At 71.5% G+C, this 17,092-nt stretch carries 16 protein-coding genes and 1 tRNA gene; 4 read left to right on the top strand and 13 right to left on the bottom strand.

The window, feature by feature from the left end; genetic code table 11:
• The first annotated feature begins 119 nt into the window (after positions 1–119).
• Together BMZ82_RS06465 and BMZ82_RS06460 are read left to right on the top strand one after the other, a co-directional pair.
• Positions 120–194: transfer RNA gene (locus BMZ82_RS06465), tRNA-Cys, on the top strand.
• A gap of 181 nt (positions 195–375) precedes the next feature.
• Positions 376–1,101, top strand: coding sequence for a dienelactone hydrolase family protein (locus BMZ82_RS06460; protein ID WP_093772617.1), 726 nt, complete (start codon positions 376–378; stop codon positions 1,099–1,101).
• Between the two features lie 23 nt (positions 1,102–1,124).
• On the opposite strand, the gene BMZ82_RS06455 is transcribed toward BMZ82_RS06460, so the two are convergent.
• Positions 1,125–1,577, bottom strand: coding sequence for a hypothetical protein (locus BMZ82_RS06455; protein ID WP_256251792.1), 453 nt, complete (start codon positions 1,575–1,577; stop codon positions 1,125–1,127).
• Between the two features lie 217 nt (positions 1,578–1,794).
• Here BMZ82_RS06455 and BMZ82_RS06450 point away from each other — a divergent pair, with 217 nt between their 5' ends.
• Positions 1,795–2,256, top strand: coding sequence for a pyridoxamine 5'-phosphate oxidase family protein (locus BMZ82_RS06450; RefSeq protein WP_093772615.1), 462 nt, complete (start codon positions 1,795–1,797; stop codon positions 2,254–2,256).
• 29 nt (positions 2,257–2,285) lie between these two features.
• Here the strand turns inward: BMZ82_RS06450 and BMZ82_RS06445 are convergent, their stop codons facing one another.
• The 11 genes from BMZ82_RS06445 to BMZ82_RS06400 form a co-directional block, all read right to left on the bottom strand.
• Positions 2,286–3,578 carry an SUKH-4 family immunity protein gene (locus BMZ82_RS06445; RefSeq protein WP_093772613.1) on the bottom strand — a complete coding sequence of 431 codons (1,293 nt, stop codon included), beginning with the start codon at positions 3,576–3,578 and terminating at the stop codon, positions 2,286–2,288.
• A 116-nt stretch (positions 3,579–3,694) separates the two neighbouring features.
• Entirely contained in the window at positions 3,695–3,847 is a 153-nt protein-coding gene (locus BMZ82_RS40590; protein ID WP_177244415.1) for a hypothetical protein, read from the bottom strand.
• Positions 3,844–6,153 (bottom strand): xanthine dehydrogenase family protein molybdopterin-binding subunit, encoded by a 2,310-nt coding sequence (locus tag BMZ82_RS06440; RefSeq protein WP_093772611.1) that lies wholly within the window; start codon positions 6,151–6,153, stop codon positions 3,844–3,846. Before BMZ82_RS06440 ends, BMZ82_RS40590 begins: the two co-directional genes overlap by 4 nt.
• Positions 6,150–7,883, bottom strand: coding sequence for a 2Fe-2S iron-sulfur cluster-binding protein (locus BMZ82_RS06435; protein WP_093772609.1), 1,734 nt, complete (start codon positions 7,881–7,883; stop codon positions 6,150–6,152). Before BMZ82_RS06435 ends, BMZ82_RS06440 begins: the two co-directional genes overlap by 4 nt.
• A complete protein-coding gene (locus BMZ82_RS06430) occupies positions 7,880–8,773 on the bottom strand; it encodes an FAD binding domain-containing protein (protein ID WP_093772607.1) in 894 nt (297 codons plus the stop codon). The genes BMZ82_RS06435 and BMZ82_RS06430 overlap by 4 nt, the downstream gene beginning before the upstream one ends.
• 259 nt (positions 8,774–9,032) lie before the next feature.
• Positions 9,033–10,673: a beta-N-acetylhexosaminidase gene (locus BMZ82_RS06425; protein WP_093772605.1), complete on the bottom strand. Its 1,641-nt coding sequence runs from the start codon at positions 10,671–10,673 to the stop codon at positions 9,033–9,035.
• 2 nt (positions 10,674–10,675) lie between these two features.
• Complete coding sequence (locus BMZ82_RS06420) at positions 10,676–11,521, bottom strand: carbohydrate ABC transporter permease (RefSeq protein WP_093772603.1); 846 nt, start codon at positions 11,519–11,521, stop codon at positions 10,676–10,678.
• Positions 11,518–12,462 (bottom strand): carbohydrate ABC transporter permease, encoded by a 945-nt coding sequence (locus BMZ82_RS06415; protein ID WP_093772934.1) that lies wholly within the window; start codon positions 12,460–12,462, stop codon positions 11,518–11,520. Before BMZ82_RS06415 ends, BMZ82_RS06420 begins: the two co-directional genes overlap by 4 nt.
• A gap of 38 nt (positions 12,463–12,500) precedes the next feature.
• Positions 12,501–13,808 (bottom strand): extracellular solute-binding protein, encoded by a 1,308-nt coding sequence (locus BMZ82_RS06410; RefSeq protein WP_093772601.1) that lies wholly within the window; start codon positions 13,806–13,808, stop codon positions 12,501–12,503.
• 227 nt (positions 13,809–14,035) lie between these two features.
• Positions 14,036–14,335, bottom strand: coding sequence for a DUF3039 domain-containing protein (locus BMZ82_RS06405; protein WP_093772932.1), 300 nt, complete (start codon positions 14,333–14,335; stop codon positions 14,036–14,038).
• A gap of 97 nt (positions 14,336–14,432) precedes the next feature.
• Complete coding sequence (locus BMZ82_RS06400; protein WP_093772599.1) at positions 14,433–15,005, bottom strand: YqgE/AlgH family protein; 573 nt, start codon at positions 15,003–15,005, stop codon at positions 14,433–14,435.
• Between the two features lie 323 nt (positions 15,006–15,328).
• On the opposite strand from BMZ82_RS06400, the gene murA reads away from it, so the two are divergent.
• The gene (gene murA / locus BMZ82_RS06395) at positions 15,329–16,675 is read left to right on the top strand and encodes a UDP-N-acetylglucosamine 1-carboxyvinyltransferase (protein ID WP_093772597.1); all 1,347 of its coding nucleotides are present in this window, start codon (positions 15,329–15,331) and stop codon (positions 16,673–16,675) included.
• A gap of 105 nt (positions 16,676–16,780) precedes the next feature.
• On the opposite strand, the gene BMZ82_RS06390 is transcribed toward murA, so the two are convergent.
• Entirely contained in the window at positions 16,781–17,062 is a 282-nt protein-coding gene (locus BMZ82_RS06390) for an HU family DNA-binding protein (protein WP_004000874.1), read from the bottom strand.
• Positions 17,063–17,092 lie beyond the last annotated feature (30 nt).

Here is a 17,092-nt window from a genome sequence, read left to right as displayed (position 1 = left end):
GAACGGCACATGGCAGTCCCGTTGCAGCGCGCCCGCCCCCCTTGAACCCCTCCCCACCCCACCCCTACGGTCAAGACACCAAGTTCGGACGGGGCCTTCAAACCCCCCACCCCCGACCTGGCCGTGTGCCCGAGTGGTTTAGGGGCTCGCCTGCAAAGCGAGTTACGTGGGTTCGATTCCCGCCATGGCCTCCAGAGTGTGAAAACCCGTTGGCGGGCCGCGGTGGCCGTTGTTAGCCTGACGGAGGCCGTGCGAGAGAACGAGGAGGTGGTACCCGTGAACGCTGTATCGACATGGGTGCTCTCCTCCGGGGTCACGGTCGGGCGATAGGTCGTCCGGGAGCGCCGTTCGCGTGCACTCCCGAAAGGCACGACCATGCATTTCACTTCCGAACAGCGTTTCGACGACGGCGTCCTCGAGCGCGAGTTCACCCTCGGCGAGATCCCCGGCACCCTGTGGACGCCTGAGTCCGCGGCGGCGGCCCCGCTGATCCTGATGGCCCACAACAACGGCCTGCCGAAGGCCGAACCCCGGCTGGTGGCGCGGGCCCGGTACACCGCGGCGCGCGGCTACGCGGTGGCCACCATCGACGCCGCCGGGTGCGGTGACCGGCCCCGTTCCGCCGCCGCCGAGCAGGCCCGCGCCGAAATCCGGCGGGCGATGCAGGCCGGCGAGCAGGTCGACGAGATCTTCGAGTCCTTCATCGGCCCGCTGGTCGAGAACGCGGTCCCGGAATGGCAGACCACTTTGGACGCCCTCCTTGAACTGCCCGAGATCGGCAGCCGGGTCGGGTACTCCGGCGGGTGGACCGCCCTCGGCATCCGGCTGGCGGTGGCCGAACCGCGTATCGCGGCCGCAGGCTTCTTCGCCGGGGGGTATGTGCCCCGTGTCCAGCGCGAGGAGGCCCGGCAGGTCACCATTCCGCTGCTGTTCCTGTTGCAGTGGGACGACGAAGGGAACCCCCGGCAACGGGCCCTTGACCTGTTCGACGCCTTCGGCAGCAAGGAGAAGACGCTGCACGCCAACCTGGGCGGGCACACCGGCACCCCGTGGTTCGAACTCGAGGACGGGTGCCGGTTCTTGGACCGCCACCTGAAGTAAGGCCAGGACACCGGCGGCCGGCCTCAGCCTGCGGAGCAGAGGCCGTCCGTCGGGCAGAACATGACCCAGGTGAAGTTGTAGCCGGTTCGGATGGTCGCCGGGTTCGGGGTGGGGCCGTCGTTCAGGTAGGAGCCCGTGTCGGGGGTGGCGGTGAAGGTGACCCTCGTGCCGACCTCGAAGGTCGCGGTGCAGGTGCCGGTCGGGTACGGCTGCGGTTCGTTCGTCGCGTACGGGTCCCACGCCGACTGGTGGCAGTTGATCCCGGCGGGCTGGCTGGTGATGGTGCCGCCGCCCCAGCCGTCGCTGACCCACGCGGACAGTTGAGCGGTGGACTGAGCCTGGGCCGGGGCGACGGAGGCGATCGCGGCGGCCGTGGCGAGTGCGGTGACGACTCCCGTCACGCGCCACCAGGCACCGTTCCCGCTCTTCGGCTGCATCTGCATCCGCCGCTTGCGCTGCGTCCGCTGCTTCCTCATGGGTGGCTCCCCTCGGCTCGAAACCGTGTCGACCCCCTGCGACCAGCGTATTCGCCCCCTCGGGAGTGTGCTACGTGGACGTCCCCCCGCCACCTGGTGCGGTTGCCGAGCGCCCCCGTCGGCCGTGCCCTCGCCGGGAGTTGAGGCGTCATCAGTCGTCGGGAGTAGGTCTCTCGCCCCATGCGCGCTGTGCGACCGCTGGCTAGGGTCGGCGTTGATGGAGATCACGGAGGTTGTTCGCCGCCAGGCGACGGAGCGTAAGCGGGACACTCTGGAACGGCTCGTCAGCGAGCGGGACGTATGGGTGTCGACAGCGCATCCCGATCACGGGCCGCACCAGGTGCCGCTGTGGTTCCTGTGGGACGGGCGAGCTGTGTGGATGTGCACCAGCGCCGCTTCCGCGACCGCGCGGAACGTCCGCGAGGAACCGCGCGTGCGGCTGGCGCTGCCGGACACCTTCGATGTGGTGCTCGTCCAGGGCGAGGCGGAGTGTTTCCCGGACCGGGATGTACCCGCGGACGCAGCGGAGGCGTTCGCCGCCAAGTTCGGGTGGGACCCGCGCGCGGAAGAGGGTTCCTTCCTGTACGTGCGCGTGGTGCCGAAGAGTGTGCGCGCTTGGCGCGGCGAGCCGGAACTACGCGGCAGGGTCATCATGCGCGACGGGACGTGGCTGGAATAGCGGCCGTCTCTCGCTGACGGCCTGGCAGATCACGGTCTACGGCCCGCGTACTCGGCGTACTCGGCGCACAGCCCGCCGCCCGTCTCGTCCTCGAACACGGTCGGCCAGTAGGGCAGGCCGTCGGGGGTGGGGGCGCAGGCCAGCGGGTCCACGGCGGCCAGGGTGCGGGACATGGTGTCGGCCAACTGGCCGTAGGCATCGGTCAGTTCGTGTACGGCGTCCAGGGCGCGTTCGCGTCGGATCAGCCAGAGGGTGAACGCCAGGGTCGAGATGTCGGCGTTGAGGGGGCGCAGGGCCTGGTCCGGCTCGCTCCAGGTCAGGACCGCGCCCGTGGTGCCGTCGACGACCAGGCTGGTGTCCTCCAGGAGGTGGCCCAGGCGGATCAGGCGGTCGGCGTCGGCAGCGGCGGCGGGGAGTCGGTGTTCGCCGGAGGGGTCCCCGGCGCGGTCGTCTGCTCGGTCGTCCGTGCCGTACTCGGCGAGGGTCTGGAGCGGCATGTCCGTCTCCAGGGTGAACCAGACGGCCTCTTCCGGGAGGCCCACCTCGCGCAGGAAGTCGCGGGTCGGGGCGTGGGTGAGGGCCTTCGGGAAGTCGACGTCCTCGAAGCGGACGATCTCGCCGGAGCCGAACTCCTCGTCCAGGAGGCGCACCGGCAGGTCCAGGGCCAGGCCGGACCGCGTGCCCGGGCCGGCCACCAGGGCGAGCGGGCGGATCACCGCCGCCAGCTTCCAGAAGAGGCCGGCCGACGCGCCGTCCGCCCCCTTCGCCGCCTCCCCCGCCGCGCTGTCCTCGAACACCGCGAGCAGGTGCCGCGTCGCCTCCGTGACCGCCTGCGGGCCGAGCCGGCCCGCGTAGGAGGCGAACTGGCCGCGCAGCGCCGTCAGTTCGTCCACCGCCGTCGCGCAGCGCACCAGCTTCTCCAGGGACGGGGCGAGCGGGCGGGTGTCCATCAGGTCGGGGCGGTCGTGCAGGAAGTACGTCGTGGAGATCTCGCCCGTCATGCCGTCCAGCAGGACCGACTCCCGCGACCGGCCGTCCGCGCCCAGGATGCCGCCTATCACCAGGCGGTCGCGCAGCTCCGCCGCCAGGCGGCCCTCGGGGTCGCCCGTGGAGTCCGCGACCGTGCGCAGGCCGTCCGTGCGCAGCGCCTCGAACGTCAGCAGGCCGCCGTCGCCCGGCAGTCCCGGCAGGCCGGGGCCGGTGAGCCAGCGGCGCGTCGGCGCGTGCGTGACGTACGGGTCGAGCTGGTCCTCGGTGAAGGTGATCTTCTTGATCGTCGTCGTGATCTTCGTCGTGCCGGTGGTGGTCCTGGTCGTGCTCATCGGGTCCCCCGTGCGGAAAGTTGCGTGCGCCGTCCCACTGCTTCGCAGCCTACGCGGCACCACTGACAACGCCCCGCCCCGTCAGATCACCTGACGTCACACCAGGTCAGGTCAGCTCAGGTCAGGTACACGCCACCGAGTACCACGACCACCGCCGCCAGCACGAACACCAGGATCCAGACCAGCAGCTTCCCCACACTCGGCGGAGGTTCGAACTGCTGAGGCTCGTGGCTCTGAGGCTCGTACTGCTGAGGCTCGGGCTCGCTCATCGGTCCGTCACCACCGCCGCCTGGGGCCTTATCGGCAGGCGGTTCACCGGGCGGCCCGTCGCGGCGCGGACGGCCGAGGCGATCGCCGCCGGGGACGTCACCACGGGGACCGCGCTGGCCGCCTTCGCCCCGAAGGGGGCGACCACGTCGCGCTCCTCGACCAGTTTGACGATCCGGATGTCCGGGGTGTCCAGGGCCGTGGGCAGCGCGTAGCCGGTGAGGTCGGGGTGGCGGAGCAGACCGCGCGGGGTGCGGAGGTTCTCGGTGAGCGCGATGCCGACGCCCTGCGTCACACCGGCCTCGATGCGGGCGGCGAGCTGCGCCGGGTTCAGGATCCGGCCGACGTCCTGGGCGATCGCCAGTTCCACGACCCGCACCGAGCCCAGCTCGATGTCGACGTCCACCACCGCGCGGATCGCGCAGAACGCCAGACCCACGAAGGCGTCGCCCTGGCCGGCCCCGTCCAGCGGCTCGGTCGGGTGCGGGCGGCACTGGGCCGTCGCCCACAGCTCCTTGCCGTGCAGCTCCTCGGTGACGGTCGTCGACAGGACGCCGTCGTACGAGGTGATCTTGCCGTCGGTGATCTGGAGCAGCTCCGTGGACATGCCGAACTTGTGCGCCAGGGGCTGGAGGAGCTGGGTGCGGACCATCTTGGCCGCCCGCTCCACCGCGCCGCCGGACACCCAGGTGTGGCGGCCCCGGCAGCCGGGGCCGGCCGGGGGCTGGTCGGTGTCCACGGGGGCGACGTGCACCTCGTCGATGCCCAGCGTCTCCTGGACGATCTGGCGGGCCAGCGTCGTGAAGCCCTGGCCGGTCTCCACCGCCGCGCACAGGACCGTCGCGACGCCGTCCTGGACCTTCACGGTCGCCGTGGAGACCTCGTCCGCGCCCTCCGCGCCCAGCATGTGCACCATGCCCAGGCCGTAGCCCACGCCCCGGCGCACCGCGCCCGGTTCGCCCGCGCCCTCGGGGCCGCCGGGCAGCAGCCAGTCCGCCTCGGGCGTGTCCTTGGGCAGCTCCGGGAGGGGGAACTCCTGGACGGCCTGGAGGAGTTCGGCGACGGGGGCCGGGCAGGTCACCGTCTGGCCGGTCGGCAGGACGTCCCCGGTCGCCATGACGTTGCGCAGCCGCAGCTCCGCCGGGTCGACGCCGAGTCTCTTCGCCAGCTTGTCCATCTGCGCCTCGTAGGCGGCGCACACCTGCATCGCGCCCTCGCCGCGCACATGGCCCGACGGCGGGTTGTTCGTGCGGACCGCCCAGCCCTCGATGAAGGCGTTCGGGACGACGTAGGGGCCGCAGGCGAAGGAGACGGCGGCGGCCAGGGCCTCGGCGGAGGTGTCGGCGTACGCGCCCGCGTCCAGCAGGATCTGCGCCTCGACCTTCACGAGCCGGCCGTCGGCGTCGGCGTGGTGGCGGTAGCGCAGCAGGGTGGGGTGCCGGTGGGCGTGGCCGAGGAAGGACTCCTCGCGCGTGGCCGTCAGTTTCACCGGGCAGCCGGTCTTCAGGGCCAGCAGGCCCAGCGGGAGCTGGAAGCCCTGGTCCTCGCGGTCGGCGGTCGCGCCGGGCACCCCGGTGACGACGATCTTCACCTGGTCGGGCGCCAGGCCGAAGACGGCGGCGGCCGTGTCGCGGTCGGTGTGCGGGTCGGTCGAGGCGAGGTACAGCTCCACGCCGCCGTCCGGGCGGGGCACGGCGAGGCCGGCCTCCGCGCCGATCGGGGCGGGGTCCGCGCGGCCGATGCGGTACTGGCCCTCGACGACGACCTCGCCGGCCGCGGACGGGTCGCCGTGGTGCAGCGGGATGTGCCGGATCAGGTTGCCGTCGGGGTGCAGCGGCTCCGCCTCGAAGGCCTGCTCCGGGTCGATCACCGGGTCGAGCACCTCGTACTCGACGATGACGGCGGCGGCGGCCATCCGCGCGGTGTCCGGGTGGTCGGCGGCGACGGCGGCGATGGGCTCGCCGTGGTGGCGCACGACCTCGGAGGCGAACACCGGCCGGTCGGCCTTGCCCCGGCCGTGCAACGGACGCCCGGGGACGTCCTCGTGGGTGACGACGGCGCGTACGCCGGGCATCTCCCGCGCGTGGGACGTGTCGATGGACACGATGCGCGCGTGCGCGTGCGGGGAGCGCAGCACGGCCGCCCACAGCAGGCCCTCGGCCCACAGGTCGGCCGCGTAGGGGAAGGTGCCCTCGGTCTTCGCGCGCGCGTCGGCGGGCTGGAGGGACACGCCGAGGCCGTGCGGGATCGGCTCGGGGGCCTGGGCGGCCGCCACGGTGGTCGTCGCGGTGGCTGCTTCGTTGCTCACGCCTGGCCTCCGTCCTGGCCCTGTCCGTACGCCGGGTCATGTGGGTGGGGCTGTGCCGGGTTCTCGAACGCCGACGCGTGGATGCCGCCCGCGCCCGGACCCGCCTGGTGAGGGATACGGGCCTCGTCGCCGTCCGTCTCAGCGTCGGCGGCGGCGTGCGCCTCGCGTTCGGCGACGACGTCCTGGACGGCCTGGAGGACGCCCCGGTAGCCGGAGCAGCGGCACAGGTTGCCGCACAGGGCCTGGCGGGCCTCCAGTTCCGACGGCGCGGGGTTGCCCTCCAGCAGGTCGTGCACGGTCATCGCCATGCCGGGCACGCAGAAACCGCACTGCACGGCCCCGCACCTGGCGAGCGCCCGCTGCACGTCCGAGGGCTGCCCGTCGACGGCCAAGCCCTCTACGGTGCGGATCTCGCTGCCCGCGGTGGTCACGGCGGGCACCAGGCAGGAGGCGACGAGACGGCCGTCCACCTGCACGTTGCAGGCCCCGCACTCGCCCTGCGAGCAGCCGTCCTTGGCGCCCGCGAGGCCGAGGCGCTCGCGCAGCACGTAGAGCAGCGACTCGCCGATCCAGGCGTCCGTGACGGGCCGCTCGGAGCCGTTGACGCGCAGCACGTAGGCGGCGAGGGGGTGTTCCTCGTGGAACGGCGGCGGGGCGTCCTCGGACGACGCCTCTACGACATCGGTGCCGGCAACGGCGTCAGTGACTGCATCGGCTACATCCGCTGCGTCGGCGACTGGGGCAGCGTCGGGAGCCGTGTCCGCCGTCGGCTCCGTTTCCGGCTCGGGGTCCTGTGAAGCGCCGTCGAGGGCGGCCTCGTGCGCGGCCCCGACGGGCTCGGCGGGCCCGGCGGGCTCAGAAAGCTCGTGAGCGGCCTCGTGGGCCCGCTCCGGATCTCCGGAAGCCTCGGCGACTCCCGTGGCCTCAGAGGGCCGTCCAGCGGCCTCCGCGGGGCCGTCCGGGGACACCGTGTACGCCTCGGCGGAGACCTCCGGGGCGAACGTCCCGGTGTGGCCGTGCTCATGCCCGTGCGCATGCTCGTGCCCGTGCTCCGGCGCGTGGCCGAACGCGGGTGCCTCCGTGGCCGCCTGGCCCTGGTGCGCGGCCGGGCCGGCCTCGTCCGTGGGCAGCGCCCACCCCTGGCCGGACGTGGCCGTCGGGTCGGTCGCCCAGGGCGCGGGCGCGCCGCCGGGCAGGGTGGCCGGGGGCGTGCCGCCCCACTGCTCGACCAGGGCCGACGTGGTGAACTCGCCCGACTCGTCGGGCAGGTCGCCGCCCGCGACGGGGATCGACCACTGGCCCGTCACGTCGTGACCGGGAGCGGGCGCGGACTGCGGTGCGCCCTGGGCCGCGGAGGTGTCGTCGAAGGACCACTGGCCGGTCGCGCCCGGGTGGTACGTGAACCGGTCGTCGCCCACCGTCTGCGGGGTGCCCTGCGGGGCGGGCCAGTCGCCGCCGCCGGCCGGGGCGGCCCAGGTTCCGGTGGTGTCCGGCTCGGGCGCCACCGCTATCTGCGGCGGCACGTAGCCGTGGCCCGGCGCGGCGAGCGGGCTGTCGCCGCGTCCGGCCAGGAGGGCGTCGATGCCGCCCTCGGGGAACTTCACGAAGGCGGTCGCGCCGTCGTCGTAGTCCCCCTGGGGCAGCGGGTCCCAGCGGCCGCCGCCCTGCGGCGCGCCCTGGACCTCCTCGGTCTCCTGGCCGTGGCCGTGTCCCTGCTGGTCGTCGGTCACGACAGCGCCCTCCCCAGTGCTCGTCGGGCCAGCGCGGCGACGGTGCGCCGCAGGTGCAGTACCGCGGGCGGAAGTTCCGGTACGGAGCCGTCCATGCCGGGCACCGGGTCGGGGATGCAGGCGGCGGCGACGTACTCCCCGAAGGCGGTCAGGGCCTCGGGGACGATGGTGCGGTTGTTGTCCCAGTCGATGAGCCGGGCGACCCACTGCTCGGCGTCCAGCGGCCGCAGCGGCATCGGCGCTATGGCCCCCACCGCGCACCGCACGCCGCGCCGGGCGGGGTCCAGGACCAGGGCCACGGAGGCGACCGCGCGGCCCGGTCCGGTGCGGCCGGTGGCCTTCAGGAAGACCTGCGGGGCGTGCAGCAGCGGCACGCGCACGTACCCGATGAGTTCGCCGCCGCGCAGCATCTCCATGCCGGCCAGCAGATGCGACACCGACATCTCGCGGCGGGCTCCGCCCGGGCCCGCGATGATCAGGGTGGCCTCCAGCGCGGCCAGCACGGGCAGCGCGTCGCCCGTGGGGGCGGCCGAGGCGATGTTGCCGCCCAGGGTGCCCGCGTTGCGGATCTGCGGCGGTCCCGCGGCGCGGGCGGCGGCGGCCAGCGCCGGGATGAGGGCGGCGAAGTCGGGGCGGCCCATGCGCGCGTGCGTGAGCCCGGCGCCGAGCAGCGCGTGCCCGTCCTGGTACTGCCAGCCGCGGATCTCGCTGATCCGGCCGAGGCCGACCAGCCCGGTGGGCCTGAGCTGCCCGGAGTTGACGGCGGCCATCAGGTCGGTGCCACCGGCCACCGGTACGGCCGCGGGCATGGCCGCCAGCGCCGCCACGGCCTCGTCCAGTGTCGTGGGCAGCGTGACGGCCTGCGCCGCCTGCGGTGCGTGCGTGCTCAAAACCGGCTGCCCCTTCCCGCTACCCCACCTGGTCCCACCTGTGCTGCCGTACGGTACGTGCTGACAGGGCGGACGTGGCAACTCTGGCACATCTTCGCAACACCCGAACGCGGGGGTCCGCCAGGAGACGTTCGCCCACCTCACCGCGCGGATGGCCCGTTTTCGTACGTCATCACCGGAGCGGGCGAATTGCCACCCTTCGGTGGTCCTGCCAGGGTTTATCCGTGACGTGTATGACGTGTATCCGGACGGACCGCGACTACCGGTTCGGGGGCGGGCCGTCGATCGGCCGCCCGAGGACACCGGGCCGCCGCTGCCACGGCCGGGGTCCGGACGGCGGCCGGTAGCCGACGCCCAGGGCGTCGAGGCGCGCGTAATGGGCCGTCATCCGCTCCTCGAAACCGGCGAAGTCCCGTTCCGCCGGGGCGGGCAGGGCGCTCCAGGCGACCTCGGCGAAGGCGGCGAGCCGGGGGAACGCCTGATAGTCCACGCGCGCGTGGTCCTCCATCACCTCGGTCCACAGGTTGGCCTGCGTGCCGAGCACGTGCGCCGCCTCCCGGGGCGTCAACTCGTCGGGAACGGGCTCGAACCGGTAGACGTCCTCCAGGGTGCGCACGTAGCCGATCGGCACCGGCTCGTCCGGACCCGGCGCCTGCCGGTGGTCCAGGTACACCTGCTGCTCGGGGCACATGACGACGTCGTGTCCCGCGCGCGCGGCGGCGATCCCGCCCGCGTACCCGCGCCAGGACGACACCGCCGCGCCCTCGGCGAGCCCGCCCTCCAGGATCTCGTCCCAGCCGATGAGCCGACGCCCGCGCGCGGAGAGCCACGTGTCGAAGTGGCCGATGAACCAGGACTGCAACTGGTCCTCGTCCGCGAGTCCGAGTTCCCGGATGCGGGCCTGTGCGGTGGGCGAGTGCCGCCACTGGTCCTTGGGGCATTCGTCGCCCCCGATGTGCACGAACTCCGACGGGAAGAGTTCGAGGACTTCCTCGAAGACCCCTTCGTAGAAGCGCAGGGTGTTGTCAGTGGGTGCGAGTACGTTCGGGTTGATCCCCCAGGTGTCCCAGACGGAGAGGGCGGTGTCCCCCTTGCTCGACGCGGTGTTGACGTCGGTGTTGCCGAGTTCCGGATACGCGGCGATCGCGGCCTGCGAGTGGCCGGGTACGTCGATTTCGGGGACGACGGCGATATGCCGCTCGGCGGCGTACGCGACGATCTCCCGGATGTCGTCCTGGGAGTAGTAGCCACCGTGCGGCTTCTCGTCCCAGAGCGGTGAGGCGCGGTGACCGAATTTCGTCCGTGCGCGCCAGGAACCGACCTCGGTGAGCCGGGGGTGCCGCCTGATCTCGACGCGCCAGCCCTGATCGTCCGTCAGATGGAAGTGGAAGACGTTGAGTTTGTGCGCCGCCATCAGGTCCAGGTAGCGCAGGACGCCTTCCTTGGGCATGAAGTGCCGGGCCACGTCGAGCATGAGGCCGCGCCACCGGAATCGGGGCGCGTCCTCGATCGTGACGTGCGGTACGGCCCAGGCGCGGTCGCGGCTCAGCGGGGCCCTGCGGTACGCGTCGGGGCCCAGGAGCTGCCGCAGCGTCTGAGCGCCCCGGAAGACACCGGCCGCGCTGCCGCCCTCGACGCGGACGCCGGTCGGGTCGCTGACGAGGCGGTACTCCTCGGGGCCGAGCTCGGGGTCCAGCCGGAGCCCGATGCCGGTGTCGCCGGTGTCGTCGGGCTGCCGCCCCTCGCGCAGCGGCAGGCCGGTGGCCTGCTGGAGGACGGCGCTCAGCCAGCGGCCGACGCCCTCCGTCCCGGGACCGGCGCAGAGCCGGGAGTCCCCTGTCAGCCGTACCTCGCCAAAACCGGCGACGACCCGGCGGGGCGCCGGAATGAGTGACGTCATGGTCAGTCCTTAACCGCTCCGCCCAGCCCGGAGACCAGTCGTCGCTGTACGAGTACGAAGAACACCAGCACCGGAATCGTCATCACCGTGGAGCCCGCCATCACGCCGCCCCAGTCCGGGTCGTCCGGCTTGTAGAAGACCAGGAGAGCCATCGGCAGCGTCGACTGGGAAGTGTCGCTGATGATGAAGGACTTGGCGAAGAGGAAGTCGTTCCAGGCGGAGATGAAGGAAAACACGCTCGTGGCCACCAGCCCCGGCAGGACGAGCGGAAAAAGGATCTGCCACAGAAAGCGTCCGCGGCTCGCCCCGTCGAGGTACGCGGCCTCCTCCAGCGCCTCCGGAACCGCTTTCACGAACCCCCTCAGCATCCAGATCGCGAAGGGCAGCGAGAAGGCGATGTGGGGCAGGATCAGCGACCCCAGGGTGTTCAACTGGCCGAAGTCCCGCATGAGGAAGAACAAGGGGATCGTCAGGGCCTCCACCGGCACCATCTGAGCCACCAGGAACATGATCAGCAGGGTGGTCCGGAAGCGGAACCGGAATCGGGTCACGGCGGTCGCGGCGAGAAACGCGATCACTCCGGAGGCGATCACCACCGCGCCCGCGACGACAAGACTGTTGAGGAAGTAACGGCCGAATTCCTGCTGCCCGAACACCCGCCGGAAGGAATCCAGCGAGGGCGCGAGCGTCCATGGCCGCGGCGCGTCGGACTCGATCTCCCCGGCCGGTTTGAAGGCGCTGAGCACCATCCAGTAGAGCGGGAACGCGACGACGGCCGCGACCAGCAGCGCGCCCGCCTCGGCGGCGAGCCGCCCGGGACGGGCCACAAGGCCCCGCAGCGCGTTCACAGTTCCTCCCCCTGCCCGCGCAGCAGCCGCAGGTACCCGAGCGTGACGGCGAGCAGGATCAGCAGCATCACGACGCCGATCGCCGAGCCGAGGCCGTACTGCGAGGACGCGAAGGCCTGTTGGTAGGCGTAGACGTTCAGGACGAGGTTCTGCCCGGCGATGCCTCCGCCGTTCGTCATGACGTAGATCTGGGTGAAGACCTTGAAGTCCCAGATGACCGACTGGATGGTGACGACCACGAGGATCGGCCGCAGCAGCGGCGCGAGCACGGACCGCCAGATCCGCCACTGCGAAGCGCCGTCGAGCGCGGCGGCCTCCAGCACCTCCGTCGGGACGGCGCGGATCCCGGCGTAGACGGTGACCATCACGAACGGGAACGAGCACCACACCACTTCGAGCAGCACGAGGAGGAAGGCGCTGTAACGGCCGTACGTCCACGAGTGGTCGCCGAGGCCCAGCATCCGGTTGACGGGCCCGAAGTCGGGGTCGAACAGCAGCAGCCAGACCGTGGAACCGGTGACCGCCGGAGTAGCCCACGCGCCCAGCGCGGCCAGCATCAGCGCGAGCCGAGGCACGGCACGCACGCGCGTGAGCAGCACGGCGAGCGCACAGCCGACGGCGAGCGTGGACACCACACAGGCCCCCGCGAACACGACCGTCGACAGCAACACCTGCCAGAACTGCCCGTCCGAGAAGACGTCGACGTAGTTCCCGACCCCCCGAAACACCGTCGGCTGCCCACCACTGACCTGCGCCTGGGTGTACTTGAACAGCGATATCAGCCCAAGCTGATAAACGGGATAAGCGAGCAGGGCAGCGAGTACGACGAGGGCGGGTGCGAGATACAACCAGGGTGCACTGCGACCCCCCAAGGGGCGCGGGGCTGTGTTGAATCTGCGGCTACCGCCGCGTGGGCGCGACCAGCCACGGCCGGCCCGCAGCCGCAAACGCTCCCCAGCCCCCGATTCAATAGGCGCCGTCACCCGGCGGAGCCAAACGCCGCGTCCATCTTCTTGGCCGCCTCGGTGGAAGCAGCCGCAACCCCCTCCTTGCCGCTGACGACCTCCTGGAACATGGTCGGCAGGACGAGGGACGAGTCGATCTGCGACCACGCGGGCGAGGCGGGCACGAACTTCGTCCCGGCAGCCAGCGTCCGCACGAACGGCTTCACGAACGGCTCCCGCGCGGCAGCCTGCTCACGGACGTCCGTGAACGTCGGCAGAAACCCCATCGCGTCGAACAGCGACGCCTGCGTCTTCTTGGCGGCGAGGGCCTCCATCAGCTCGACGGCGAGCGTCCGGTGCGTGGTGCTCTTCAGGACGCCGATGTTGTTGCCGCCCGCGAAGGCCGGCGCGACCGACCCGGACGTGACGCCGGGCAGCGGGACGACCGCGTACTTGCCCTTCACCGCGCCCGCCTCCACCGCCGTGTGGCTGAAGTCGCCGCCGATCGCCATGCCCGCCTTGCCGGCCGCGAACGCGCTGATGGTGTCGTTGCCGCCCATGCCTGCGCACTTGGCGGCGGGACAGTTGTCGTCGGAGAAGAGCGAGGTGTACGCGGTGATGCCGGTGCGGGCGTCCGCGCTGTCGATGGCGGAGGCGTACGAGCCGTTCTTGCCGTCGGCGAGTTCGCCGCCGTTGGCCCACACGAACGGCAGCGCGCCGTAGGTGTACGCGCCGCCGACGACCAGGCCGTACAGGTCCGGCTTGGCGGCGCGGATCCTGCGGGCGGTGGCGGCCAGTTCGTCCATGGTCTTCGGGACGTCCAGGCCGAGTGCCTCGAAGACGTCCGTGCGGTAGTAGAGGGCGCGGACGCCGACGTAGAAGGGGGCGCCGTAGACCTTGCCGTCGACGGTGACGGACTGTCTGGCGGTCGGGTCGGTGTCCTTGGCCTCGCTCCAGTCGCCGAAGTCCTCGGTGACGTCGAGGAGTCCGCCGTCATGGACGTAACCGGCCGTGTCGGTGTTGCCGTACTCCATGACGTCCGGGGCGGACTTCGGGTCGTTGAAGGCGGCCTTGACGCGCTGGGCGCGGGTGTCGATCGGGATGTACTCGACGTCGACCTTCGCGCCGTCGTGGGCCTTCTCGAAGGCGGCGACGACCGAGTCGACGACCTGTTCCTTCGGCTTGTTGCCGACCTCCTGGAAGAGCCAGACACGCAGGGTGCCCGTCTTCGCGTCCGTGTCGGAAGAGGAGTTGCCGGACGTCTGGGGGGCGCAGGCGGTGGCGACCAGGGCGGCGGCCGCGAGCACGGCCAGTCGGGTGGGGAGCCTGGTGGGGAGCTTCATCGGGCGATCCTCCGAGCGAGCGAGCGTTGCGCCATGTGCAATGACTGTTTTGCTCTGCACAACACACCGGAGGCTAGGGACTACATGAACACGACGACAAGAGGCCTCAACCACTCTGTGACCACTTGACGCACCCCACGCAACGACAGAAGACGCCAGAACACGCCAGAAGACGCCAAAAGCCCCCGCTGCGCGTCAGGCGCCGCAGCGGGGGCTTTCGAACAGGGCTACTTCTTGTCGCCGCCCTTGCCCTTGTCGTCGCCGCCCGCGCCCATGGACTCGAAGATCTCCTTGCACATCGGGCACACCGGATACTTCTTCGGATCGCGGCCGGGCACCCAGACCTTGCCGCAGAGCGCCACGACGGGCGTGCCGTCCAGGGCGCTCGCCATGATCTTGTCCTTCTGGACGTAGTGAGCGAAGCGCTCGTGGTCCCCGTCGCCGTGCGACACCTGCGGCGTCGGCTCCACGAGGGTCCCCGTCCCAGTGCCTCGCTGGGGCTGGGTCTCAGGCTCAAGAGTGCTCATGCCGTCCAGGGTACTGAAGCCGCGCACCGAAACTCACCCGCGTCAGAAGCTCGCGGACGTCACTCGCGGGCATCACTCACCGGCGTCACTCGCCGCGTCAGTTGAGCGAGGCGTCGTCCGGGTACGTCGCCACCATCGCCAGTTCGCTGCGCTGGCGGCGCAGCACCTCGCGCCAGAGCCGCTCCGGGCACGGGCAGGAGACGTCGCCGGGCTCGGAGTCCACGACGTACCAGGCGCCGTCCACCAGTTCGTCCTGCAACTGGCCGGGGCCCCAGCCGGCGTATCCGGCGAAGATCCGCAGGGAGCCGAGGGCCGGGGCGAGGAGCTGCGGCGGGGCCTCCAGGTCGACGAGGCCGATCGCGCCGTGCACCCGCCGCCAGCCCAGCGGGGTCCCGTCGACGGCCGGGCCGCCCGGGATGACGGCGACCCCGAGGGCGGAGTCGAGGGACACCGGGCCGCCCTGGAAGACGACGCCGGGTTCGCCGGTGAAGTCCGCCCAGCCCTCCAGGATGTCGCTCACGCCCACCGGGGTGGGCCGGTTGAGGACGACGCCGAGGGAGCCCTTCTCGTCGTGGTCGAGAAGCAGCACCACCGCGCGGTCGAAGTTCGGGTCCGCCAGGGCGGGCGTTGCCACGAGCAGCCGTCCTGTGAGCGAGGACACCTCGGTCATGCCAGACATGATCCCGCACATTCCCGGGAAGTGGGGAGGCAATGCGGGCATCGGAAGGCGCGGCAGGTCGGGCGCACGGGGGCGGTCGGGGCGCACGGACGAAGGGGGACGGCCGGTGGTGACCCCCCGTGCCCGCCGGGGAACGGTTCGTGTTGTGACAGGGCTATGACGATCCCGGGTCGCCCGTGGGCTTACGGGACAGGGGGCGACGGCGATTACTCTGTCTCATCTGGCCACTGCCCCGACCCGAGGCCGACTCAAGGCCGACCCGAGGCCGATTCAAGGCCCGCTGCCCCATCCACCATCCATGGAACGCGAGATACATGACCGTCAACGGCTCTGACGACGTACTGCTTGTCCACGGCGGAACCCCGCTCGAGGGCGAGATCCGTGTCCGCGGTGCGAAGAACCTCGTACCCAAGGCCATGGTCGCCGCCCTGCTGGGCAGTGAGCCGAGCCGGCTGCGCAACGTTCCGGACATTCGTGACGTGCGGGTCGTGCGCGGCCTGCTGCAACTGCACGGGGTGACGGTCCGTCCGGGCGAGGAGCCGGGCGAGCTGGTGCTCGACCCGACCTACGTGGAGAGCGCCAACGTCGCCGACATCGACGCCCACGCGGGCTCCAGCCGGATCCCGATCCTGTTCTGCGGGCCGCTGCTGCACCGCCTCGGGCACGCGTTCATCCCGGGTCTGGGCGGCTGCGACATCGGCGGCCGGCCGATCGACTTCCACTTCGACGTGCTGCGGCAGTTCGGCGCGAAGATCGAGAAGCGCGAGGACGGCCAGTACCTGGAGGCCCCGCAGCGGCTGCGCGGCACGAAGATCGTGCTGCCGTACCCGTCGGTCGGCGCGACCGAGCAGGTGCTGCTGACGGCCGTCCTGGCCGAGGGCGTCACCGAGCTGGCGAACGCGGCGGTGGAGCCGGAGATCGAGGACCTCATCTGCGTCCTGCAGAAGATGGGCGCCATCATCGCGATGGACACCGACCGCACCATCCGCATCACCGGTGTGGACAAGCTCGGCGGCTACAACCACGCGGCCCTCTCGGACCGGCTGGAGGCCGCCTCCTGGGCGAGCGCGGCGCTGGCGACCGAGGGCAACATCTACGTCCGCGGCGCCCAGCAGCGCTCGATGATGACGTTCCTGAACACCTACCGCAAGGTGGGCGGCGCCTTCGAGATCGACGACGAGGGCATCCGCTTCTGGCACCCCGGCGGCCAGTTGAAGTCGATCGCGCTGGAGACGGACGTCCACCCCGGTTTCCAGACCGACTGGCAGCAGCCCCTGGTGGTCGCGCTGACCCAGGCCACGGGCCTGTCGATCATCCACGAGACGGTCTACGAGTCCCGCCTCGGCTTCACCTCCGCGCTCAACCAGATGGGCGCCCACATCCAGCTCTACCGCGAGTGCCTGGGCGGCTCGAACTGCCGCTTCGGCCAGCGCAACTTCCTGCACTCGGCGGTCGTCTCCGGCCCCACCAAGCTCCAGGGCGCCGACCTGGTCATCCCCGACCTGCGCGGCGGCTTCTCGTACCTGATCGCCGCCCTCGCGGCCCAGGGCACCTCCCGCGTCCACGGCATCGACCTCATCAACCGCGGCTACGAGAACTTCATGGAAAAGCTCGTGGAACTGGGCGCAAAGGTAGAACTCCCGGGCAAGGCACTCGGCTAGCCCGTCGGTAAGCGCAACCACGAGGGGGCGGCACCCGAAGTCCGGGTGCCGCCCCCTCGTATTGCCCACGGCGCCGCATCACCCACGGCGCTTTCAAGCGAAGCGTTACTTGCCCTTGGCGGCTTCCTTGAGCTTCGAGCCCGCGGAGACCTTGACGCTGTAGCCGGCCGGGATCTGGATCGGGTCGCCGGTCTGCGGGTTGCGCGCGGTGCGAGCGGCACGGTGGGTGCGCTCGAAGGTCAGGAAGCCGGGGATGGTGACCTTCTCGTCGCCCTTGGAGACGATGTCGCCGACGACCTCGGCGAACGCGGCCAGCACTGCGTCGGCGTCCTTGCGGGTCACCTCGGCGCGGTCGGCCAGCGCGGCCACCAGCTCACTGCGGTTCATGTTGTTACTCCCGTGTTCTTCTTGCCGTTG

Source organism: Streptomyces sp. yr375 (assembly GCF_900110755.1).
Lineage (GTDB): Bacteria > Actinomycetota > Actinomycetes > Streptomycetales > Streptomycetaceae > Streptomyces.
The sequence above is the reverse complement of the archived record's forward strand: the minus strand, read 5'-3'. Positions and strand labels throughout refer to the sequence as shown.